Origin of the sequence: Bacillus sp. SIMBA_005, assembly GCF_046535585.1 — a bacterium.
In the GTDB taxonomy this organism is placed as follows: Bacteria; Bacillota; Bacilli; order Bacillales; family Bacillaceae; genus Bacillus; species Bacillus pumilus.
Window position 1 is genome coordinate 167,383 of sequence record NZ_JAWRWI010000008.1, and the last position, 18,596, is coordinate 185,978.

Genomic DNA, 18,596 nt, shown 5'->3' on the forward strand with positions numbered 1-18,596 from the left:
AAACATGGTATGCTTATTATGTGAAATAATTCACATAGAGGAGTAGAGGCAGATGAAAAGAAAGCCCGTTTATGTGGAAACAACCATTCATGCACCGATAGAGAAAGTATGGGAGTATACGCAAAATCCAAAGCTTCATGAACAATGGGATTTGCGCTTTTCAACCATTTCATTAAATGAACCTCAAAATGAACAGCCCCAATCCTTTTTGTATGAAAAGCATCTTGGGTTTGGTTTAAGTGTCACAGGGACAGGAGCTTATCGAACAAGAATGATGGATGAACGGAATGAGCGGGCATCCTCACTTCATTTTAAATCGTCACACCCATTGTCTTTTATCAAAGAAGGCAGCGGCTACTGGAAGTATATGAAAACAAGCGATCACATTGTGTTTCAAACTCAATTTGATTACAAAACGAAAGAAGGAAAAGGATGGACATGGGCAGATCGGATTCTTTTTCGCCCAATGATCGGGTTTATGACAGCCTTTAGTTTTGGTGCATTAAAGACGTGGCTTGAAAAGGGAACGCACCCTCGGTTATTACTAGAGAGAACCCTTGCTCATTACGGGATTTGTTTGCTGTTTGCCATCGTCTGGCTAAGCCAAGCAGCCAATCCTTTTTCACATTCGGCTTTTGATCATAGCACGAGTTTCCGATTGTTTTATGCGCTTTTAGGCGTATCATGGTTAATTCCCAAACGATCAAAGAAATATCTCTTCATTTTACAAAGTATGTTTCTTCTCATTATGCTTTGTATAGGGATCCTATCCCCGCAAACGACGCTTCATGAGCCGCTTGTGATGAGTGCATTTTTTATTTTGTCGATTGCAGGTATGATCAATTTAAAAGATTGTGTAGATGTATTTTCAATCAAGCGAAAAAGGGGCGGTAGACATGGTCGTTCATCGTCATCAAGTAAAGGATTACGATAAACTGCATCCAAAGCTAAAAGAGAGATACAACCGCGCGTTTTCTGCTGAAGGTACTATGGAGGAAATAGGCGGCGGGTCAAGATTCATTCGGTTGATCTTCAGAATGGGTCCACTGTTTCGTTGCTTTTTCCCCGAACGAGGTAAAAACATTCCTTTCCGAATTGTGAACGAGCCCTTTGTGACAAATAAGGGGGAGGAAGGGATGCACTGGTATCGAACGTTTTATTTCCCAAAGAAGGAGCGGCATTTTGATGCGGATATGATTATTGATCAGGAGAGTCATACAGTACTAGATTACTTTGGAAAGCCTAGACTTCTTGTGTCAGAGCTTCATTTTACAGTAACAAAGCATGGTTTCTTGCACATCCAATCCGGCCGGCAGAAGTTTTTGATGTTCAGAAAAGAATGGCCGCTGCCTTCATGGCTTTATGGAGTGTCAGATGTAACGGAAGGCTACGATGAGCATGCAGGTGAATATAACATTGATGTCCACGTGAAAAACCGCCTGTTTGGTACTCTTTTTACATATAAAGGCCGTTTTACAGAAAGGATGGCTCATAATGAATAAGTGGCATTTGACATCCAGTTTGATCTTCATGTCTTGGTTTATTGTCACCCGTTTCATGACAGGCCGGGTAGCAGAATTTTTTGTTCTCATGGCGATTCTATTTTTTCTTCCCGCTGCCTTACACTTTTTTGAGAAAGAAGGGGAGAAACACAAGCCAGGGATGCTGATCGGCTTTTTAATGAAAGCCTTTCCGATAGCGGCTCTTTGTGCAACCACCGCTTTTATCTATCATTCCGCTTGGTTTGCATCGGGATGGCTTTTATATACAATCTTATTGGCGTTATTTGGCTTTTCTCGTTTATTGAAAAGAGGAATCTTTCCGCTTCATGAGCTGATGATTGATGGCGCATGGATGTATCTCGCTTTAGGGGGTCTGTGGTTTTGGCTATACACAGCAGATATACAGGTGATGACATTTTCGCCGATCATTGTTCTTTTGACCGCTATTCATTTTCATTACTCCGCTTTTTTTATTCCGCTTTTTTATGGATTATTAGGGAGGCAGCCAGCAAAAGAAACAGCTTTATACAAAGCAGCGGGATGGGTGATTTTGCTGTCGCCTCTGATGATTGCTGTTGGGATTAGCTTTTCCCGTCTATTTGATACGTTCAGCGTCATACTTTATGTGATGGCCCTCTACATATATGGCTTCCTTTGTGTGAAAACAAGATTTCGTTCAACTTTGGCGAAAGGTCTCGTTGTGTTTTCTAGCTTTGTTTTAATGGGGACGATCGTGCTATCACTTCTTTATTCCGCAGGTATGCTGATGCGTGTGACCTACATTAGCATTGATCAGATGATTTGGTTTCATGGCAGTATCAATGCTTTTTTTGTGATTTTGCCAGGTTTGATTGGCTGGCTGATTGAAGGACCGAAGCATCAATTAAAGCAGAAGAACTTTCCGATGTCGAAAATGCATGGCCGGTTTCAGATGAACTCGATTCAAGAGGACAGCGCGCATGACTTTGAGAAGCTTGGTTTAGTCGATTCTCTTGATGAATTAAATGGAAAGACATTTTCAGCTGATAGGGTGTCACCCGTGATTCGCAGATTTTATGAAGACCCTATGGCATTTACATTAAAAGCAGCCGTCAGCTTTCATAGGTGGGTAAGGCCGTTTGTTTTTTTACTTCAGCCAATGTTTAAGAAAATAGGTCAGCTTTATTTGGGGTTATCTCGTCATCCATATGAAATGAAGGGACGTCTGACTAGATTTCAACATCCAAAGGAAGAAAGGAAAAATGTTCGGGCTTGGATACGTTACAACGCAAAAGGAGAGCAAGTCTTTTTTGCACTTTATGCTCTTCATTACGATGCAGCTGGGGGTTATTTGAATATTGCGCTGCCACTTCCTTATTCTCAGCTGACAGCTATTTTAAAGCCTTTTGATGAAAAAGGAGATTTTTTATTAAAAAGTACATGTCCAAAAGGCAGTACCGGTGACGAAGGATTGTATGTTCATACGCCTTTTATCACCATGAAACTGCCAATGGAAGAAAGCTTTCATATGAAGCCGCAGACGGATGAAAGTCTCACAGCGGTACATCAAATGAAGCTGTTCGGTATTCCTTTTTTAACGATTCATTATCATATTGACAGTCATCATGTTAGTCAATGATGTCACATGGTTCACCGTGCCGAATGATGTTCACAATCGCTTGCCCATCACTCGGATGATGATCTGCATACTGGACTGGCAGAAGTGCAAAAAATACATAGTAGACTGAGAAGTAAGCAAATTGATAGAAAAATTGGTGCTCTGGCAGGAAATCATTGGCGATCATTGTGTTCAGTATGAGAACACTGAGCAAGTTGCATAATGAACCGCCTAAGTAGACAAGAATGTGCGACAATCGGTTATTTTTCCTCATTTCTTCATAGTGGCAAAATGCATCTAGAAAATAGATTCGTCTAATTTCAACGACGCCTACTTTCAACACTTTTTTGCCTCTGCCAAGAGCAAAGGAAACCTTTGCTCCAAACATCCACGCGACCACAATATGGCCAAGTTGATGCAGGATGGCAACAATAGGAAGAATGACAAAAAACGACCAGCAAAACGTCCACATATCTGATAGTGTAAACAAGTGTGAACCCTCCCCAAATGATTCGAGAGGAAGCAGTAGGATTATTTGCCATTCTACCGAATTCATTTTTAGGATGCAAACATTTAATACGCGACTATAAATTTATTATGTAAACTATAAAGATGATGTTAGCGCTGTATAGGCTTTTTGAACCTCCTTTTTGACAAAATGAATGTGCTACAATGGATAATCAATAGATTACGTTATCATTGACGAAGGGGAGAGAGTCAGATGGCAGATATTGAACAGTTTTTGGCGTTAGATATTCGTGTTGGAACGATCATAGAGGCAGAATTTTTTGCAGAGGCAAGAGTGCCTGCGTTGAAACTCAAGATTGATTTTGGCGAAGAAATCGGTGTGAAGCAATCTAGTGCTCAGCTGACAAAGCGTTATACAGCGGAGAATCTTACTGGCAAACAAATCGTAGCGGTTGTTAATTTCCCGCCTAGAAGAATTGCTGGGTTCAAATCAGAAGTGCTTGTCTTAGGAGGCATGCCGTCAAAAGAAGACGTGGTTTTGCTAGCGACAGATGAACCGGTTGAGAATGGAACAAAAATAGGGTAAGAAAAAAGACATCTTCCTAAGAAGATGTCTTTTGCGTATTGAGGCGGAATAACCACACGCCACATTCGTGTGTGTCTCAAAGAGACATGTTACCCGACTTACACAATTCAGCTCATCGCTTGATTAATATAGCATGGGATGAGCTTGAATGCAACCAATAAATGAATTCTTTTAGATTTTCATGTCATTTCAAAAGATAAATGACAAGATATCGATTATTTGGATTATTTTTTCAAAAAATATTGAAAAGTCAGATCAGATTTTATAAAATGAATTCATCTTAGTTTGTTTAGTCAATAAACTAAGATGAATTTCAAGTATCGAACCCTATATTGAAGGAGATGATTCTGTCATTCGACTGTTTTGCTGCGTATTTGGGCTAAGCTGAAAGGATGAGATGTTCAGCTACATTTTTATAACAAATTGAAAGCGCTTTATATTCCGCGTATTGATTGCTGCTGCCCTCCATCATCTGTTCGTTAGAAGAGGCTAAGTGAAGAAGGGAGAAAGCTCATGGTTAGTGAGAATTTAAAGAAGATTCGTATGTCTGAAAAAGTGGGATATGCTTCAGGGGATTTCGCATGTAATTTGATTTACGCAACTGTCTCTACATATCTATTATTTTTCTATACAGATGTGTACGGTTTATCAGCGGCAGCAGCAGGGACGATGTTTTTGGTTGTTCGCGCCATTGATGCGCTTGCAGATCCATTTATTGGTGCATTGGTGGACCGGACGAACAGCCGTTTTGGCAGGTTTAGACCTTACTTGTTGTTCGGTGCGTTTCCTTTTGTCGTACTTGCCATCCTTTGCTTTACAACACCTGATTTTTCTGAAATGGGTAAACTCATTTATGCCTACATCACGTATGTTGGTTTATCGCTTACATACACATTCATCAACGTTCCTTATGGTGCTTTAACTTCCGCAATGACAAGAAATAACCAAGAAGTTGTTAGTATTACGTCCGTTCGTATGGTGTTTGCCAATCTAGGCGGTCTGGTTGTGGCTTTTTTTGTTCCTTTTCTTGCGACCTTTTTAAGTGATACGACAGGAAATACAGCACTTGGCTGGCAGATGACGATGGCTTTTCTAGGCGTTCTTGGCGGTGCATTATTGATTTTCTGTTTTAAAAGTACGAATGAACGTGTCACGCTTCAAAAGCCAGAGGAAAAGATTAAATTCAGTGATATTTTTGTCCAGTTACGAGTGAATCGCCCGCTTGTTGTATTAAGTATTTTCTTTATTATTATTTTTGGTGTGAACTCGATCAGCAACTCTGTTGGGATCTATTATGTGACGTATAATCTTGGCAGAGAAGATTTAGTGAAATGGTACGGACTCATTGGCAGTCTGCCAGCTTTAATGGTGCTGCCGTTTATTCCGAAGCTGCACAAGTTGTTAGGTAAGAAAAAGCTGCTGAATTATTCTTTAGCGCTGAATATCGTAGGTCTTCTTGCCTTACTTGTGATACCGCCGAGTCAAATCACGTTAATCCTGATTTTCAGGCTCGTTGCTGCTGCGGGTAGTATTACAGCCGGTGCATACATGTGGGCACTCATTCCTGAGACTGTTGAATATGGCGAATATAAAACTGGAAAAAGGATGGGCGGACTTATCTACGCAGTCATTGGATTTTTCTTTAAATTTGGGATGGCATTAGGCGGGATCGTTCCGGGGCTTGTACTCGATCGATTTGGCTATGTTGCAAACCAAATACAGACGCCAGAAGCATTGCTTGGCATTTTAATCACGGTAACAGTGATTCCCGTATGCTTACTGATTTTAGCGATGATTGATATTAATTTTTATAATTTAGATGAAGAAGAGCACCAAAAAGTCGTGAGGGAACTTGAGAATAGGGATCAAGTATATATCGATCATATGGATGATTTTAAAATGTAGGTCGTGAAAGAGGAGGAAGTTGAATGAAAATTACCAATCCAGTGCTCAAAGGATTTAACCCGGACCCAAGTATTTGCCGTGTAGGAGAAGATTATTACATGGCGGTCTCTACATTTGAATGGTTTCCAGGGGTGCAAATTTATCATTCGAAGGATCTCGTCCATTGGCGGCTTGCTGCGCGTCCTTTGCAAAAAACGTCGCAGCTGGACATGAAAGGGAATCCTGATTCTGGCGGAGTATGGGCACCGTGCCTAAGCTATGCAGATGGTCAGTTTTGGCTTATTTATTCAGATATTAAAGTAGTGGATGGTCCATTTAAAGATGGTCATAATTATTTGGTTACGGCAAGTGAAGTTGACGGTGATTGGAGTGAACCGGTTAAGCTTAATAGCTCTGGCTTTGATCCTTCTTTATTTCATGACCAAAGCGGCAAGAAATACGTTTTAAATATGCTGTGGGACCATAGGGAAAAGCACCATTCCTTTGCGGGTATTGCCCTGCAGGAATATAGCGTGACGGAAAAGAAACTCATTGGCCAGCGGAAGGTCATTTTTAAAGGTACACCGATTAAATTGACAGAAGCACCGCATCTTTATCATATCGGTGATTACTATTATTTATTAACAGCAGAAGGAGGCACCAGGTACGAGCATGCGGCAACAATTGCCCGTTCCCCGCAGATTGAAGGGCCTTATGAGGTTCATCCTGATAACCCAATTTTAAGTGCTTTTCACACGCCTGAACATCCGCTTCAAAAATGCGGGCATGCTTCCATTGTTCAAACGCACACAAATGAATGGTACCTCGCTCATCTGACTGGCCGCCCTATTCAATCAAGCAAGGAATCTATTTTTCAACAGAGAGGGTGGTGTCCTTTAGGAAGAGAAACAGCGATTCAAAAGCTTGAATGGAAGGATGGCTGGCCGTATGTTGTGGGCGGAAAAGAAGGATCGCTTGAGGTTGAAGCGCCAGCGACCAACGAAAAGGTTTTTGCTCCAACACACCATACAGTCGATGAGTTTAAAGAATCAACGTTAAATAGACACTTCCAAACATTAAGAATTCCTTTTACTGAACAGATCGGTTCATTAACGGAAAAACCTCATCATTTAAGGTTATATGGTCAGGAATCTCTCACATCTAAGTTTACCCAATCTTTCGTTGCAAGGCGCTGGCAAAGCTTTTATTTTGAAGCAGAGACAGCTGTGTCGTTCTTTCCAGAGAATTTTCAGCAAGCCGCTGGTCTTGTGAATTATTATAATACGGAAAATTGGACTGCGCTTCAGGTGACATATGACGAGGAACTTGGCCGTATTCTTGAATTATCTGCCTGTCAAAACCTTTCCTTTTCTCAGCCATTGACACAAAAAATCGTCATTCCAGAGGAGGTCACCTATGTGTATTTAAAAGTGACCGTTCAGAAAGAAACATATACCTATTCTTATTCTTTTGATCAAAAAGACTGGAAGGAAATTGATGTGATATTTGAAGCTAGCCATCTATCTGATGATTTCATCCGAGGAGGAGGATTTTTTACAGGGGCATTTGTCGGCATGCAGTGCCAGGATACAAGCGGCGAGCGTCTGCCTGCTGATTTCAACTATTTCCGTTATGAGGAAACAGAATAAATAAAAAAAGACAACACGGTAAGAGCTGTCTTTTTTATCGAAGAATCTGTCATGGTGAGAGGGTGGCATCTTGCAGAAAGGCTTCAATGACGAGTGAAGTCATCCCTAATACCGGTGCGTTATGTCCTAATGACGAAGGAAGCAGCTCGACATGTGAACTGAATTGAGTATCTATCCTTGAGGATACCTCCTCTTGAATCACACGTAAAACCGCTGGCTGCGATTCAATCACCTTGTTTCGTAAAATAATCGCTTGCGGGTTAAAGGTATGCAGGACGTTTGTGAGACCGACCCCAAGGTAAAAACCAAAGTTGCGCAGGGCATTGAGCGTTTTCATATCATTGAACGTCGCCAGCTGTTCCACATCTTGGTGAGAGATGGGCTGATCATTTGTTTGAAGGGACTGAAACAAGGCTTTCTCAGATGCATACAGCTCCCAGCAACCACGGTTTCCGCAGCTGCATGTTGGTCCATTAAAGTCGATGGTCATATGTCCCATTTCACCAGAAAAGCCGTATGCGCCTCTGTATAAATGATGATTGATAATGATTCCGATTCCAATGCCAGTGCCGATGCTGGCATAGATCAAATGATCATAATGTTTAGCGGCACCAAAGATTTTTTCACCATATGCACCGGCATTTGCTTCATTTTCAATAAAGACCGGTACTTGGAATGCATCTTGTAGTGTTGTTTTCAGGTCAACATTTTTCCATTTAGAATGAGGCGTAAACACGATCTGTTCATCAGCATCCACTAGCCCGGGAATACATAGGCCAATACCTATGAGCCCGTATGGGGAAGAGGGGATTTGGGCCATCAACTGCTGTATTAATTCAGTTAATATGCGTATGGTCACATCAGGAGCGCTTGATGGGAGCCTCATCTGCTCCTCATGAAGGATGGACCCTTCAAGGTCGGTTAAAATGCCGTTGACATAATCAACGCCGACATCAATCCCAATGGAGCAGCCAGCACGTTTATTAAACATGAGTAAAACCGGCCTTCTCCCGCCGCTGGACTCACCTTGGCCGATCTCATAGACGAGCTGCTCTTTCATTAATGTACTTACTTGAGAGGAAACCGTCGATTTATTTAACCCAGTGCGTTCAGATAATCTGGCTCTAGAAATTGGCGCATGCTGGAGAATTTCTTTTAATAATAGCTTTTGATTTATTTTTTTCACAAAGTTCTGATCAGCGATATCCATGTTATCCACTCCATTTGTTTCGTCTTTAGATTAAGTGAAGAAAAAAGCTGTTTTTTTTCGTCTGTAATCTGTAAGAAGGATGATTTTAACTTTATTATAACGAAAATATTTCTAAAAAACTAAAAAATATGGAAAATTCAAAGTGAATGGATCATCAATTGAACATTAGTTTGTTGAATCAACTTACAAAGTGCAATCATAGGAGGAATAAAAGATGGCCAACTCAAATATGAAAACGTTACACAGCTTAGAAGGAATCGGAAAGATACAATTTGAAGGAAAACAATCAAAAAATCCACTCGCTTTTAAATACTATGATCCAAACGAAATGATTGGCGGAAAAACAATGAAAGATCACCTGCGCTTCTCAGTCGCTTATTGGCATACATTGACTGCTGATGGAACAGACATGTTTGGAACTGGCACGATGCAGAGAGCCTGGGATTCCTATAGCGGAATGGATTTAGCAAAAGCTAGATTGGAAGTAGCCTTTCAACTGTTTGATCTATTGGATGTACCGTATTTTTCGTTCCATGACCGTGACATTGCACCGGAGGGAGATACGCTTCAAGAGACGAATCAGCAATTAGACATCATTTTAGAAAGAATGAAAGAATACATGCAAGATAGCGGAGTCAAGCTGCTGTGGAACACGGCCAACATGTTCAAGCATCCTAGATTTGTACACGGCGCAGCGACATCTTGTCATGCAGATGTCTTTGCCTATGCGGCCGCACAGGTGAAAAAAGGGATTGAAACAGCTAAAGAACTTGGCGCAGAAAATTACGTTTTTTGGGGAGGACGAGAAGGATACGATACTCTGCTGAATACTGATATGAAAAGAGAGCTTGACCACATGGCGTCATTTTTGCATATGGCTGTAGATTATGCAAAGGAAATTGGATACACTGGCCAATTTTTAATTGAGCCTAAGCCAAAGGAGCCAACCACTCATCAATACGATGCAGATGCAGCAACATCTATCGCCTTTTTAAAGCAATATGGATTAGATTCACATTTTAAATTGAACATCGAGGCCAATCATGCGACGCTTGCTGGTCATACGTTTGAGCATGAATTACGCGTGGCGAGAATACATGGATTGCTCGGTTCTGTGGATGCGAACCAAGGGAATACGCTGCTTGGCTGGGACACTGATGAATTTCCAACCGATTTATATGCTACAACGCTAGCTATGTATGAAATTCTGCAAAATGGCGGACTAGGTACTGGCGGTCTCAACTTTGATGCAAAAGTTAGAAGAGCTTCTTTTGAGCTTGAAGATATTTTGTATGCCCATATTGCGGGGATGGATGCATTCGCAAAAGGGCTGCGGGTCGCTCATAGACTCATAGAAGATCGTGTGTTTGAAGATGTGATCAAGCACCGGTATCGCAGTTTTTCTGAAGGGATTGGACGTGACATTTCAGAAGGAAAGGCAAACTTTCATACATTAGAAGAGTATGCGCTCAAACATCCTTTAATTAGAAACGAATCGGGAAGAGAGGAACAGTTAAAAGCCCGGTTAAATCAATACTTATTAGAAGATTGATTGAAGAAGCGGACCTGTTTTGAAGGAGTGAAGACATGAAGTATGTAATGGGAATTGATCTTGGAACGAGCGGAGTCAAAGCCATATTAGTCGATGAGCATGGAAAGGTGTGCGGCGAGGCCACTAAGCCTTACCGCCTCATTCAAGATAAACCTGGATATTGTGAGCAGAACCCAGAGGAATGGGTTGAGCAAACAGTGGCTGCGATGAAAGAACTGATGGCAAGGCAGCCTGCCTTTTCAAAGAAAGTAGAGGGCATCAGCTTCTCTGGACAGATGCATGGTCTGGTTCTTTTAAATGAATCCCGCGAGGTGCTCCGCCCTGCGATTTTATGGAATGATACACGAACAACTGCGCAATGTACACACATCACAAAAAAGCTGGGGGAACGACTGCAAAAGATTACGAAAAATCAAGCGTTAGAAGGATTTACACTGCCAAAATTATTATGGGTAAAGGAACATGAACCAGAAATTGATCAACAAATCGACATGTTTTTACTCCCAAAAGATTACGTCAGATTTCGTTTAACAGGTTCTGTTCATATCGATTATTCAGATGCAGCTGGCACCTTGTTATTAAATATTGGAGAGCAAGCGTGGAGTGAAGAAATTTGTCAGGCATTTGATATTCCTCCTCATATTTGTCCGCCGCTTATCTCATCAGAGGAAGAGGTTGGTACACTATTTCCGCACATTGCACGTGAGACGGGGATCGAAGAGGGTGCAAAAGTCTTTGCTGGCGGGGCAGACAATGCTTGCGGAGCAATTGGTGCTGGTATTTTATCCTCTGGCCGCACGTTATGCAGCATTGGCACATCTGGCGTCATTCTCTCTTACGAAGAGGGTCATGAAAGAGAGCTTCAAGGAAACCTGCATTTGTTCCATCATGCAAAAAAAGACGCTTTCTACACAATGGGTGTGACCCTTTCAGCAGGATATAGCCTTAACTGGATAAAACATTTACTGGCTCCAGAGGAATCGTTCCAATCACTTTTAGAAGGTGCGGTTGATGTCGCGCTAGGAGCAAATGGATTGCTCTTCACTCCATATTTAGTCGGGGAAAGAACACCTCATGCGGATTCTATCATTCGTGGAAGCTTGATTGGATTAGACAGCCGGCATGAAAGGGCACATGTCGTTAGGGCTGTGCTAGAAGGGATTACTTTCTCGTTAAATGAATCGATCGCTTTATTCAGGCAAGCTGGGAAACACATAGATTCAATTGTCTCCATTGGAGGCGGTGCAAGAAGCCGGACATGGCTTCAAATGCAAGCAGACATTTTTCAGGCTGAGGTCATCCAGTTAGACAATGAACAAGGGCCTGCTTTAGGAGCAGCTATACTTGCCGCCGTTGGCTGCGGCTGGTATCCGTCGCTTGAAGCATGTGCGGAACAGTTTATCCACCAAGCAGCTGTCTATGAGCCAGAGCAGCAGCATGCAAGTATATATGCTGATCTGTTTCATCTGTATCAAAAGGTCTATACACAAACAAGAGATATCCATGCGGGGTTAGAACAATACCGTTCCGTCTAGCAAAAAGGGTGACATGAAAGGAGGTGATGAGCTCGCTTCATCTTAGAGAAGGCAGAACAATTTTAATGAAAAAAGGAGATGGATGGAAAATGAACTTGAAAAGATTGAGGCTATTGTTTGTGATGTGTATTGGATTTGTGCTGACACTGACGGCTGTACCAGCTCATGCGGAAACGATCTATGACAATAGAATAGGCAATCACAGCGGGTACGATTTTGAATTATGGAAGGATTACGGAAATACCGCAATGACACTCAATAACGGCGGGGCATTTAGCGCGCAATGGAACAATATCGGAAATGCTTTGTTTCGAAAAGGGAAGAAGTTTGATTCCACTAAAACTCATCATCAACTTGGCAACATCTCCATCAATTACAACGCAGCCTTTAACCCAGGCGGGAATTCCTACTTATGTGTCTATGGCTGGACACAATCTCCATTAGCTGAATACTACATTGTTGAGTCATGGGGCACCTATCGCCCAACAGGAACGTATAAAGGATCATTTTATGCCGATGGAGGCACATATGACATTTATGAAACGCTACGTGTCAATCAGCCTTCTATTATTGGAGACGCTACCTTTAAGCAATATTGGAGTGTACGTCAAACAAAACGTACGAGCGGTACTGTATCCGTCAGTGAGCATTTCAGAAAATGGGAAAGCCTAGGTATGCCAATGGGGAAAATGTATGAAACAGCATTAACTGTAGAAGGCTACCGAAGCAACGGAAGTGCGAATGTGTTTACCAACCAGCTGATGATTCGATAAATCTAATGAAAAAAAGCCAGCAGTTTTTTTTGCTGGCTTTTCTTCTGTCTATCATCATTTTTCAACTTCAACTCTGCCAGAAAAGAACGTCGCGCCGCCGCCCATATCTGCCAGCCGATCAGGTGTTAGTCTATTGACTAGCTGTTTTTTGCCTTTTTGATCTGCCCATAATCCTTGACTGACCACAACACCAGGTAATACATTGTGACCAACTGACACGGCGAGCTCGCATTCTCCTCGGTCATTCAGCACACGCACCATGTCACCATCTTCAATCTCTCTTGCCTTTGCATCCTCTTCATTCATGTGAAGCTTAGGAAACTTCTCGAGCTTTCGATGCTTTTCATGAAGTGAGAAGGTCGAATTAAGAAAATTATGATTCGGTCCCGGTATGAAGGTAAGTGGATATTCGCTTTCTTGATAGAGCGGCACATAGGTTGGAAGCGCTGGATACCCGTCTTTTTTCATTTGTTCCGAATAAAGCTCAATTTTCCCGCTTGGGGTAGAGAGCTTTAAGTCTTGGAAAGGTCCTCTTTTTGCTTTAATCCATTTCTTTTCTTTTAATGCTTCGTATGAAATGTCCTCATAATGCGGATTTTCTGGATGATGAAGGGCTTGTTCCATGAGTTCCGCATCTGTCTCGCGGAAGGCTGCATCTTCAAAGCCCATCGCATGGGCTAACAAGCGGAACACTTCTGTATTGGATTTGCTTTCTCCATAGCGTTCAATTACTGGCTCTTGAATTTGAATATAATGGTGCCAGTATGATGTATAGAAATCCTCATTTTCAAAGGCGGATGTGGCCGGCAGGACAATGTCTGCATACTTAGCTGTCTCTGTTAGAAATAGGTCGTGAACGACTGTAAATAAATCCTCTCTCAGCAAACCTTCTCTTACTTTATTTGCTTCAGGCGCGACAACAGCTGGGTTTGACGAGTAAACAAAGAGTGAATCAATGGAAGGCGCTGCATTCGTCAGCACACTGCCTAGCTGATTCATATTAAATGATCTTGGCGTGCGTTCCTTTAATAAATCCGGCCGCTGAAGAGCTGTTTCATTATAGCTCAGAAAAGAAGAGTTTGATTTCATCGCACCGCCTCCCTTGTAGAGCCACTGGCCAGTCAGGGCAGGGAGGCAGGAAATGGTACGAATACTCATCCCGCCATTATCATGGTGCTGCAAACCATTGCCAATACGAATAAGAGATGGCGATGTCTCTGCGTACATTCTTGCGAGTGTCACGATGTCCTTTTTTGAAACCCCGGTGATCCCCTCAACAGTGTCTGGATCATACTGCTTCACATGCTCACGCAGCTCCTTATGACCGGTTGTATAAGTTTCTAAAAAGGCTTCATCTGTCAATTCTTCTTTAAAAAGAACATGCATGATGCCAAGGGCAAGGGCACTGTCAGTACCAGGTCGAAGCGGAATGAACCAATCTGCCATCCGTCCGGTTTGGTTTTTGTGAACATCAATCACAACAATCTTTGCTCCTTGCTTTCGGGCTTTTTGCGCGAGGGTGATTTGATGCATATTGGTTGACACAGCATTGATCCCCCAAAAGATAAATAGTTTCGTATGAATGGTGTCTTCTGGGTCGGTCCCGATGCTTGCACCCATTGTATATTTATAGCCGGTCGTTCCTGCTGACTGACAGATGGTCCTGTCTAACTGACTTGAACCAAGACGATAGAAAAAGCGGCGGTCCATGCCTTCTGCATTCAGATTGCCCATATTCCCATAGAAGCTGTAAGGCAGAATACTTTCTGGACCTTTTTCTTCAATGAGCTTTGTCCATTTTTGCCGAATGGTTTCAATGGCTTCTTCCCATGTAATCGGAGCAAATTGTCCATCGCCTTTGCGGCCAACACGCTTCAAAGGAGTGGTCAGCCGCTTTTCATCATATAATCGGGCTGTGACATTCCGCACTTTGTTACATATATTGCCTTGGGTGACGGGGTGGTCTGGATCTCCCTGCACTTTTACGATCTTTCCATTTTCTTTATGTATCAAAAGACCGCACTGATCCGGGCAATCTAACGAACAAACTGATTTGAATATTCCGTCTTTCATTGCTGTAAAATCGGTCATGAATTTTTGGCTCCTTTTCTGAAATCCGTTATCTCTTTATATGGACTTTATTTTAGCATGTTCGGAGATGGAAGGTAAGAAAGAGATGATGAATTGAAGAAAATGAAAAAAAGCCCCTCAAGAGGGACTTTTAAAAACGGGTGATCTGTACAGGAAATTCTTTTACCCCAAAAACAAAAGTGCTTTGAATAGGGTTTAGCTGATCTGCCGCGCAGGTGATATCCTGATACGTCTGGAGTAAAACCTCAAGTGCAATGTTGCTTTCAAGGCGGGCAAGCGGTGCACCGAGACAAAAATGAATGCCAAAGCCAAAGCTCATATGCGGGTTTGATTTTCGGTCAAGACGGAACGTATCTGGATCGTCAAATTTCTGTTCATCGCGATTTGCTGAAGCGACCCAGTTAATGAGATAGTCTCCTTTTTTAATTTTTGAGCCTGCAATCTCAACATCCTCGGCCGCGATTCGCCCAATGGCTTGAACAGGCGGGTAATAGCGTAACGTTTCTTCGGTCAATTGAGGAATAAGAGAGGGGTCTTGCCGTACTGCTTCGGCGATATGCGGCTGCTCTGTCAGCAGTCTTACTGCATTTGTAATCAAATTGGTCGTTGTCTCATTACCAGCAACTAGTAATAGAATACAAAAACCAAGTAGTTCATTCTCGGTTAAACGCTCACCATCGATGTCTGCTTGAATAAGAAGTGAGATCAGGTCATCAGCAGGGGCTTCTTTTCGTTTTTGGATTAAGTGTGCAAAATAAGCGGACAGCTCTTCCTCTGCGCGTTTCTGCATATCGACGACTGCTTGAATGGCTTCTTTTGATTCATCCTTTGCACCTGCTACTAGGGCATCAGAATGTTTCTTAATGAACGCTCTATCCTTTATCTCTGCGCCAAGAAGCTCAGCAATGATCATGACAGGCAGGGGAGCTGCTAGATCTTCCACGATATCAAACGTACGCTGATCTTTCACTTGTTGCAGCAGGTCATGTGTCAAGTCTTTAATGTTATCTTCTAATTGTTTGATCGCTTTTGGCGTGAATGCTTTATTCACGAGTGCTCTCATTTTTGTATGTTTTGGCGGGTCCATTGTTAAAATACTCGTTTTTGTCGTGCTTCTTCCTCGCTGTGATGAGAACACTTTTGGCTGCTTCAGAACAGACTGGATATCCGCATATCGAAAGAGATCCCAGCACTTTCTTGTTTCATCATATCTAATATCACTCTCGGCACGTAGCTCATTGTAAATAGGGAACGGGAAAAGAAGGTCATCGGTCGAACGGATTTCTTTCATTGGAATGACATTGATATAGTTTTCTTTCACTTTCATTATGAACGCTCCTTTTTCACTTGGTTTCCCTTTCACGGTATCACCCGTAAAATATCATTTCAACGGACATGTTTTCTAAAATATGTCAATAGTCTAATCGAAAGATTCAAGCACATTCGTCTTATAGGAAAATAGGAATCCATTAGAAATGATAGCGTTTTCTATAAATTAGAATTGAAGTCACCGAAACCAAAAATAAAATGGGGAATTCAGTCGAACGAAAGGGTACTATGATGCAAATACATATAGTTCTTTAGATCTAAATTGTTGTTTTGCAAAAGCGCAGTCAGTATACATACAGCAAGCGGTTGAACGCGTATTCGGGACTTTTGGAAAGCGCTGGCTCTTTCTTGACACGATTTCTCATCATGTTACGATAACTAACGTGCGAAAAACACGAACAAAAAGCGAACGAGGGAGAGGATCAATATCATTGATCAAAAGAAAGTTGCTTTCATTGGAGCAGGTTCTATGGCGGAAGGAATGATTGCAGGGATTGTGCGATCAGGACAAATGCCGCTAGGCCAAATTTACGCAACAAACAGACAAAATCAACTTCGATTGAATGAACTAACGACACGTTACGGAATACAAACAGCCACAATGGATTCTTTTCCTTTTGAAGAAATGGATATGTTGATTCTGGCCATGAAGCCAAAGGATGCTGAAACAGCACTTGAATCGTTAAAACCTCATATTCAGAGTGACCAGCTGATCTTGTCTGTCCTTGCAGGTGTGAAGCAATCTTATATTGAAGATATGCTGCATGAAGGGCAGCCCGTGATGAGGATCATGCCGAATACATCAAGTACAATCGGGGCTTCAGCGACCGCTTTATGTGCTGGACGTTATGTGAAAGACGCCCATATCAGCATGAGTCAGGCGCTTTTATCTGAAATGGGCGAAGTGTATACCATTCAGGAAGAACAGATGGATATTTTCACTGGCATTGCCGGAAGCGGACCAGCCTATTTTTATTTCTTAATGGAAAGAATCGAAGAAGCAGGAGAAGAAGCAGGTTTATCTAAGGAATTGTCTCGCCAAATTGGCGCGCAGACACTTCTCGGTGCTGCGAAAATGCTGCAAGAAACAGAGGAAGATCCTTCTACTCTAAGAGAGAAAATTACGTCACCAAATGGAACAACAGCGGCAGGTCTGAATGCATTAGATGATTTTGGCGGAGGAGAAGCAATCAAGCAAGCCGTCAAACATGCTGCCGATCGATCAAAAGAGATCAGCAAACAGCAAAAACAAAAAGTATCTATATAAATAGAGCTCAGGTACAGGAGTGATAAGGTGTACGCAGATAAAGAGAGAAAACGAATTGTTGTGAAAATTGGAAGCAGCTCTCTTACTAGCTTTCAAGGGGAGATTAGTTTAAAAAAACTAGAAAACCTCGTCAATCAAATTGTGAAACTCAAAGATGAAGGACACGAAGTCATTTTGGTTTCATCCGGTGCGGTTGCAGCTGGTTACCGAAAACTAGGTTTTATCGATAGACCTAAAACACTGCCGGAAAAACAGGCATCTGCCTCAATCGGGCAAGGGCTTTTAATGGAATCATATTCTACTTTATTTTTATCACACGGTTATATTGCCTCACAGCTTTTAATCACAAGAAGTGATTTTTCAGATGAAACGCGCTATCAAAATGTGCGCAACACGATGAATGTGTTATTAGATCGAGGCATCATTCCGATTATTAATGAAAATGATACAGTGACGATTAATCGCTTGAAGTTCGGAGATAACGATACATTGTCTGCAAAAGTAGCTGGACTCATTGATGCGGATTTCCTTGCCATTTTATCTGATATTGATGGCTTGTATGAAGAGAACCCGCATACAAATCCGAATGCGAAGAGAATTCTTGAAGTCACAGACATCACAGAAGACATCGAAGCAGCAGCTGGAGATGCAGGCAGCAGTGTGGGCACAGGTGGAATGAAATCAAAGCTCGATGCGTTTAAAATTTCAATGGCCGCTGGCATTAATGGCTTTTTAGGAAAAGCAGATACGCCTCACATTTTAGACAAAGCAATCAATGGAACAGAGGACGGCACTTATTTTACCGCTGATGAGAATTTAGCACCGCTGAATTACAAGAAGCAGTGGATTGCCTTTCATTCTGGACCAAAAGGCGAGATCGTTATTCAAAAGAAATCACAGGAACACCTCATGCACCGGGAGAAATGCCTTGATTCCGATGGCATTGTCAATGTAAAGGGTTCGTTTAAAAAAGGCGATGTCGTCCGTATTTTAGATCAAGATGGTAGAGAAATCGGGCTTGGTATTGTGAATTATCCATCTGATGAACTTGCACAAGGCAGTGACTCGTTACAGGATGAAGTGGTTCATGTCGTCGATCTTGAAGCTTTTGTTTGTCATTTAGATTTATCGATACCCGTTTGTTAACAAAAAG

15 protein-coding genes are annotated in these 18,596 nt (G+C 42.1%); 11 read left to right on the forward strand and 4 right to left on the reverse strand.

Translation table 11 applies throughout. The annotated features are described in order from the left end of the window. The first annotated feature begins 52 nt into the window (after positions 1–52). From SB660_RS15125 to SB660_RS15135, 3 genes are read left to right on the forward strand one after another with little or no spacing between them, the layout of a single operon-like run. Positions 53–934, forward strand: coding sequence for a hypothetical protein (locus SB660_RS15125; protein WP_169057176.1), 882 nt, complete (start codon positions 53–55; stop codon positions 932–934). Further along, positions 897–1,502, forward strand: a complete 606-nt coding sequence (locus SB660_RS15130) for a DUF4166 domain-containing protein (RefSeq protein ID WP_339162786.1) — start codon at positions 897–899, stop codon at positions 1,500–1,502. The genes SB660_RS15125 and SB660_RS15130 overlap by 38 nt, the downstream gene beginning before the upstream one ends. Then, positions 1,495–3,120, forward strand: coding sequence for a YndJ family protein (locus SB660_RS15135; protein WP_339162783.1), 1,626 nt, complete (start codon positions 1,495–1,497; stop codon positions 3,118–3,120). Before SB660_RS15130 ends, SB660_RS15135 begins: the two co-directional genes overlap by 8 nt. Here the strand turns inward: SB660_RS15135 and SB660_RS15140 are convergent. After that, entirely contained in the window at positions 3,110–3,589 is a 480-nt protein-coding gene (locus SB660_RS15140) for a site-2 protease family protein (protein WP_003216048.1), read from the reverse strand. The two genes, SB660_RS15135 and SB660_RS15140, sit on opposite strands and share 11 nt — an antisense overlap. A gap of 231 nt (positions 3,590–3,820) precedes the next feature. Between SB660_RS15140 and csaA the strand changes: the two genes are divergently transcribed. The 3 genes from csaA to SB660_RS15155 all read left to right on the forward strand — a co-directional run bounded on the left by csaA (position 3,821) and on the right by SB660_RS15155 (position 7,686). Continuing rightward, positions 3,821–4,153 (forward strand): chaperone CsaA, encoded by a 333-nt coding sequence (gene csaA, locus SB660_RS15145; protein ID WP_003215734.1) that lies wholly within the window; start codon positions 3,821–3,823, stop codon positions 4,151–4,153. Positions 4,154–4,666: 513 nt separating this feature from the next. Further along, a complete protein-coding gene (locus SB660_RS15150) occupies positions 4,667–6,058 on the forward strand; it encodes an MFS transporter (RefSeq protein WP_180310662.1) in 1,392 nt (463 codons plus the stop codon). A gap of 23 nt (positions 6,059–6,081) precedes the next feature. Next, the gene (locus tag SB660_RS15155; protein ID WP_180310663.1) at positions 6,082–7,686 is read left to right on the forward strand and encodes a glycoside hydrolase family 43 protein; all 1,605 of its coding nucleotides are present in this window, start codon (positions 6,082–6,084) and stop codon (positions 7,684–7,686) included. Positions 7,687–7,735: 49 nt separating this feature from the next. On the opposite strand, the gene xylR is transcribed toward SB660_RS15155, so the two are convergent. Then, positions 7,736–8,896, reverse strand: a complete 1,161-nt coding sequence (gene xylR / locus SB660_RS15160) for a transcriptional repressor XylR (protein WP_180310664.1) — start codon at positions 8,894–8,896, stop codon at positions 7,736–7,738. Between the two features lie 214 nt (positions 8,897–9,110). Between xylR and xylA the strand changes: the two genes are divergently transcribed. The 3 genes from xylA to SB660_RS15175 all read left to right on the forward strand — a co-directional run bounded on the left by xylA (position 9,111) and on the right by SB660_RS15175 (position 12,756). After that, positions 9,111–10,448, forward strand: a complete 1,338-nt coding sequence (gene xylA / locus SB660_RS15165; protein WP_180310665.1) for a xylose isomerase — start codon at positions 9,111–9,113, stop codon at positions 10,446–10,448. Positions 10,449–10,483: 35 nt separating this feature from the next. Next, positions 10,484–11,983, forward strand: a complete 1,500-nt coding sequence (gene xylB, locus SB660_RS15170; protein ID WP_410583148.1) for a xylulokinase — start codon at positions 10,484–10,486, stop codon at positions 11,981–11,983. Positions 11,984–12,072: 89 nt separating this feature from the next. Continuing rightward, positions 12,073–12,756, forward strand: a complete 684-nt coding sequence (locus tag SB660_RS15175; protein ID WP_169057214.1) for a glycoside hydrolase family 11 protein — start codon at positions 12,073–12,075, stop codon at positions 12,754–12,756. 54 nt (positions 12,757–12,810) lie between these two features. On the opposite strand, the gene SB660_RS15180 is transcribed toward SB660_RS15175, so the two are convergent. Next, positions 12,811–14,847 (reverse strand): molybdopterin oxidoreductase family protein, encoded by a 2,037-nt coding sequence (locus tag SB660_RS15180; protein ID WP_410583150.1) that lies wholly within the window; start codon positions 14,845–14,847, stop codon positions 12,811–12,813. A gap of 130 nt (positions 14,848–14,977) precedes the next feature. Further along, positions 14,978–16,174: a cytochrome P450 gene (locus SB660_RS15185; protein WP_410583152.1), complete on the reverse strand. Its 1,197-nt coding sequence runs from the start codon at positions 16,172–16,174 to the stop codon at positions 14,978–14,980. Between the two features lie 471 nt (positions 16,175–16,645). Here SB660_RS15185 and proC point away from each other — a divergent pair, with 471 nt between their 5' ends. Beyond that, positions 16,646–17,443, forward strand: coding sequence for a pyrroline-5-carboxylate reductase (gene proC, locus SB660_RS15190; protein WP_410583154.1), 798 nt, complete (start codon positions 16,646–16,648; stop codon positions 17,441–17,443). A gap of 27 nt (positions 17,444–17,470) precedes the next feature. Next, a complete protein-coding gene (proB, locus tag SB660_RS15195) occupies positions 17,471–18,589 on the forward strand; it encodes a glutamate 5-kinase (RefSeq protein ID WP_058014931.1) in 1,119 nt (372 codons plus the stop codon). Positions 18,590–18,596 lie beyond the last annotated feature (7 nt).

Coding starts and splice junctions, on each gene's coding strand:
- SB660_RS15125 (WP_169057176.1), top strand. CDS start 53: ATGAAAAGAAAGCCCGTTTATGTGGAAACAACCATTCATGCACCGATA.
- SB660_RS15130 (WP_339162786.1), top strand. CDS start 897: ATGGTCGTTCATCGTCATCAAGTAAAGGATTACGATAAACTGCATCCA.
- SB660_RS15135 (WP_339162783.1), top strand. CDS start 1,495: ATGAATAAGTGGCATTTGACATCCAGTTTGATCTTCATGTCTTGGTTT.
- csaA (WP_003215734.1), top strand. CDS start 3,821: ATGGCAGATATTGAACAGTTTTTGGCGTTAGATATTCGTGTTGGAACG.
- SB660_RS15150 (WP_180310662.1), top strand. CDS start 4,667: ATGGTTAGTGAGAATTTAAAGAAGATTCGTATGTCTGAAAAAGTGGGA.
- SB660_RS15155 (WP_180310663.1), top strand. CDS start 6,082: ATGAAAATTACCAATCCAGTGCTCAAAGGATTTAACCCGGACCCAAGT.
- xylR (WP_180310664.1), bottom strand. CDS start 8,896: ATGGATATCGCTGATCAGAACTTTGTGAAAAAAATAAATCAAAAGCTA.
- xylA (WP_180310665.1), top strand. CDS start 9,111: ATGGCCAACTCAAATATGAAAACGTTACACAGCTTAGAAGGAATCGGA.
- xylB (WP_410583148.1), top strand. CDS start 10,484: ATGAAGTATGTAATGGGAATTGATCTTGGAACGAGCGGAGTCAAAGCC.
- SB660_RS15175 (WP_169057214.1), top strand. CDS start 12,073: ATGAACTTGAAAAGATTGAGGCTATTGTTTGTGATGTGTATTGGATTT.
- SB660_RS15180 (WP_410583150.1), bottom strand. CDS start 14,847: ATGACCGATTTTACAGCAATGAAAGACGGAATATTCAAATCAGTTTGT.
- SB660_RS15185 (WP_410583152.1), bottom strand. CDS start 16,174: ATGAAAGTGAAAGAAAACTATATCAATGTCATTCCAATGAAAGAAATC.
- proC (WP_410583154.1), top strand. CDS start 16,646: ATGGCGGAAGGAATGATTGCAGGGATTGTGCGATCAGGACAAATGCCG.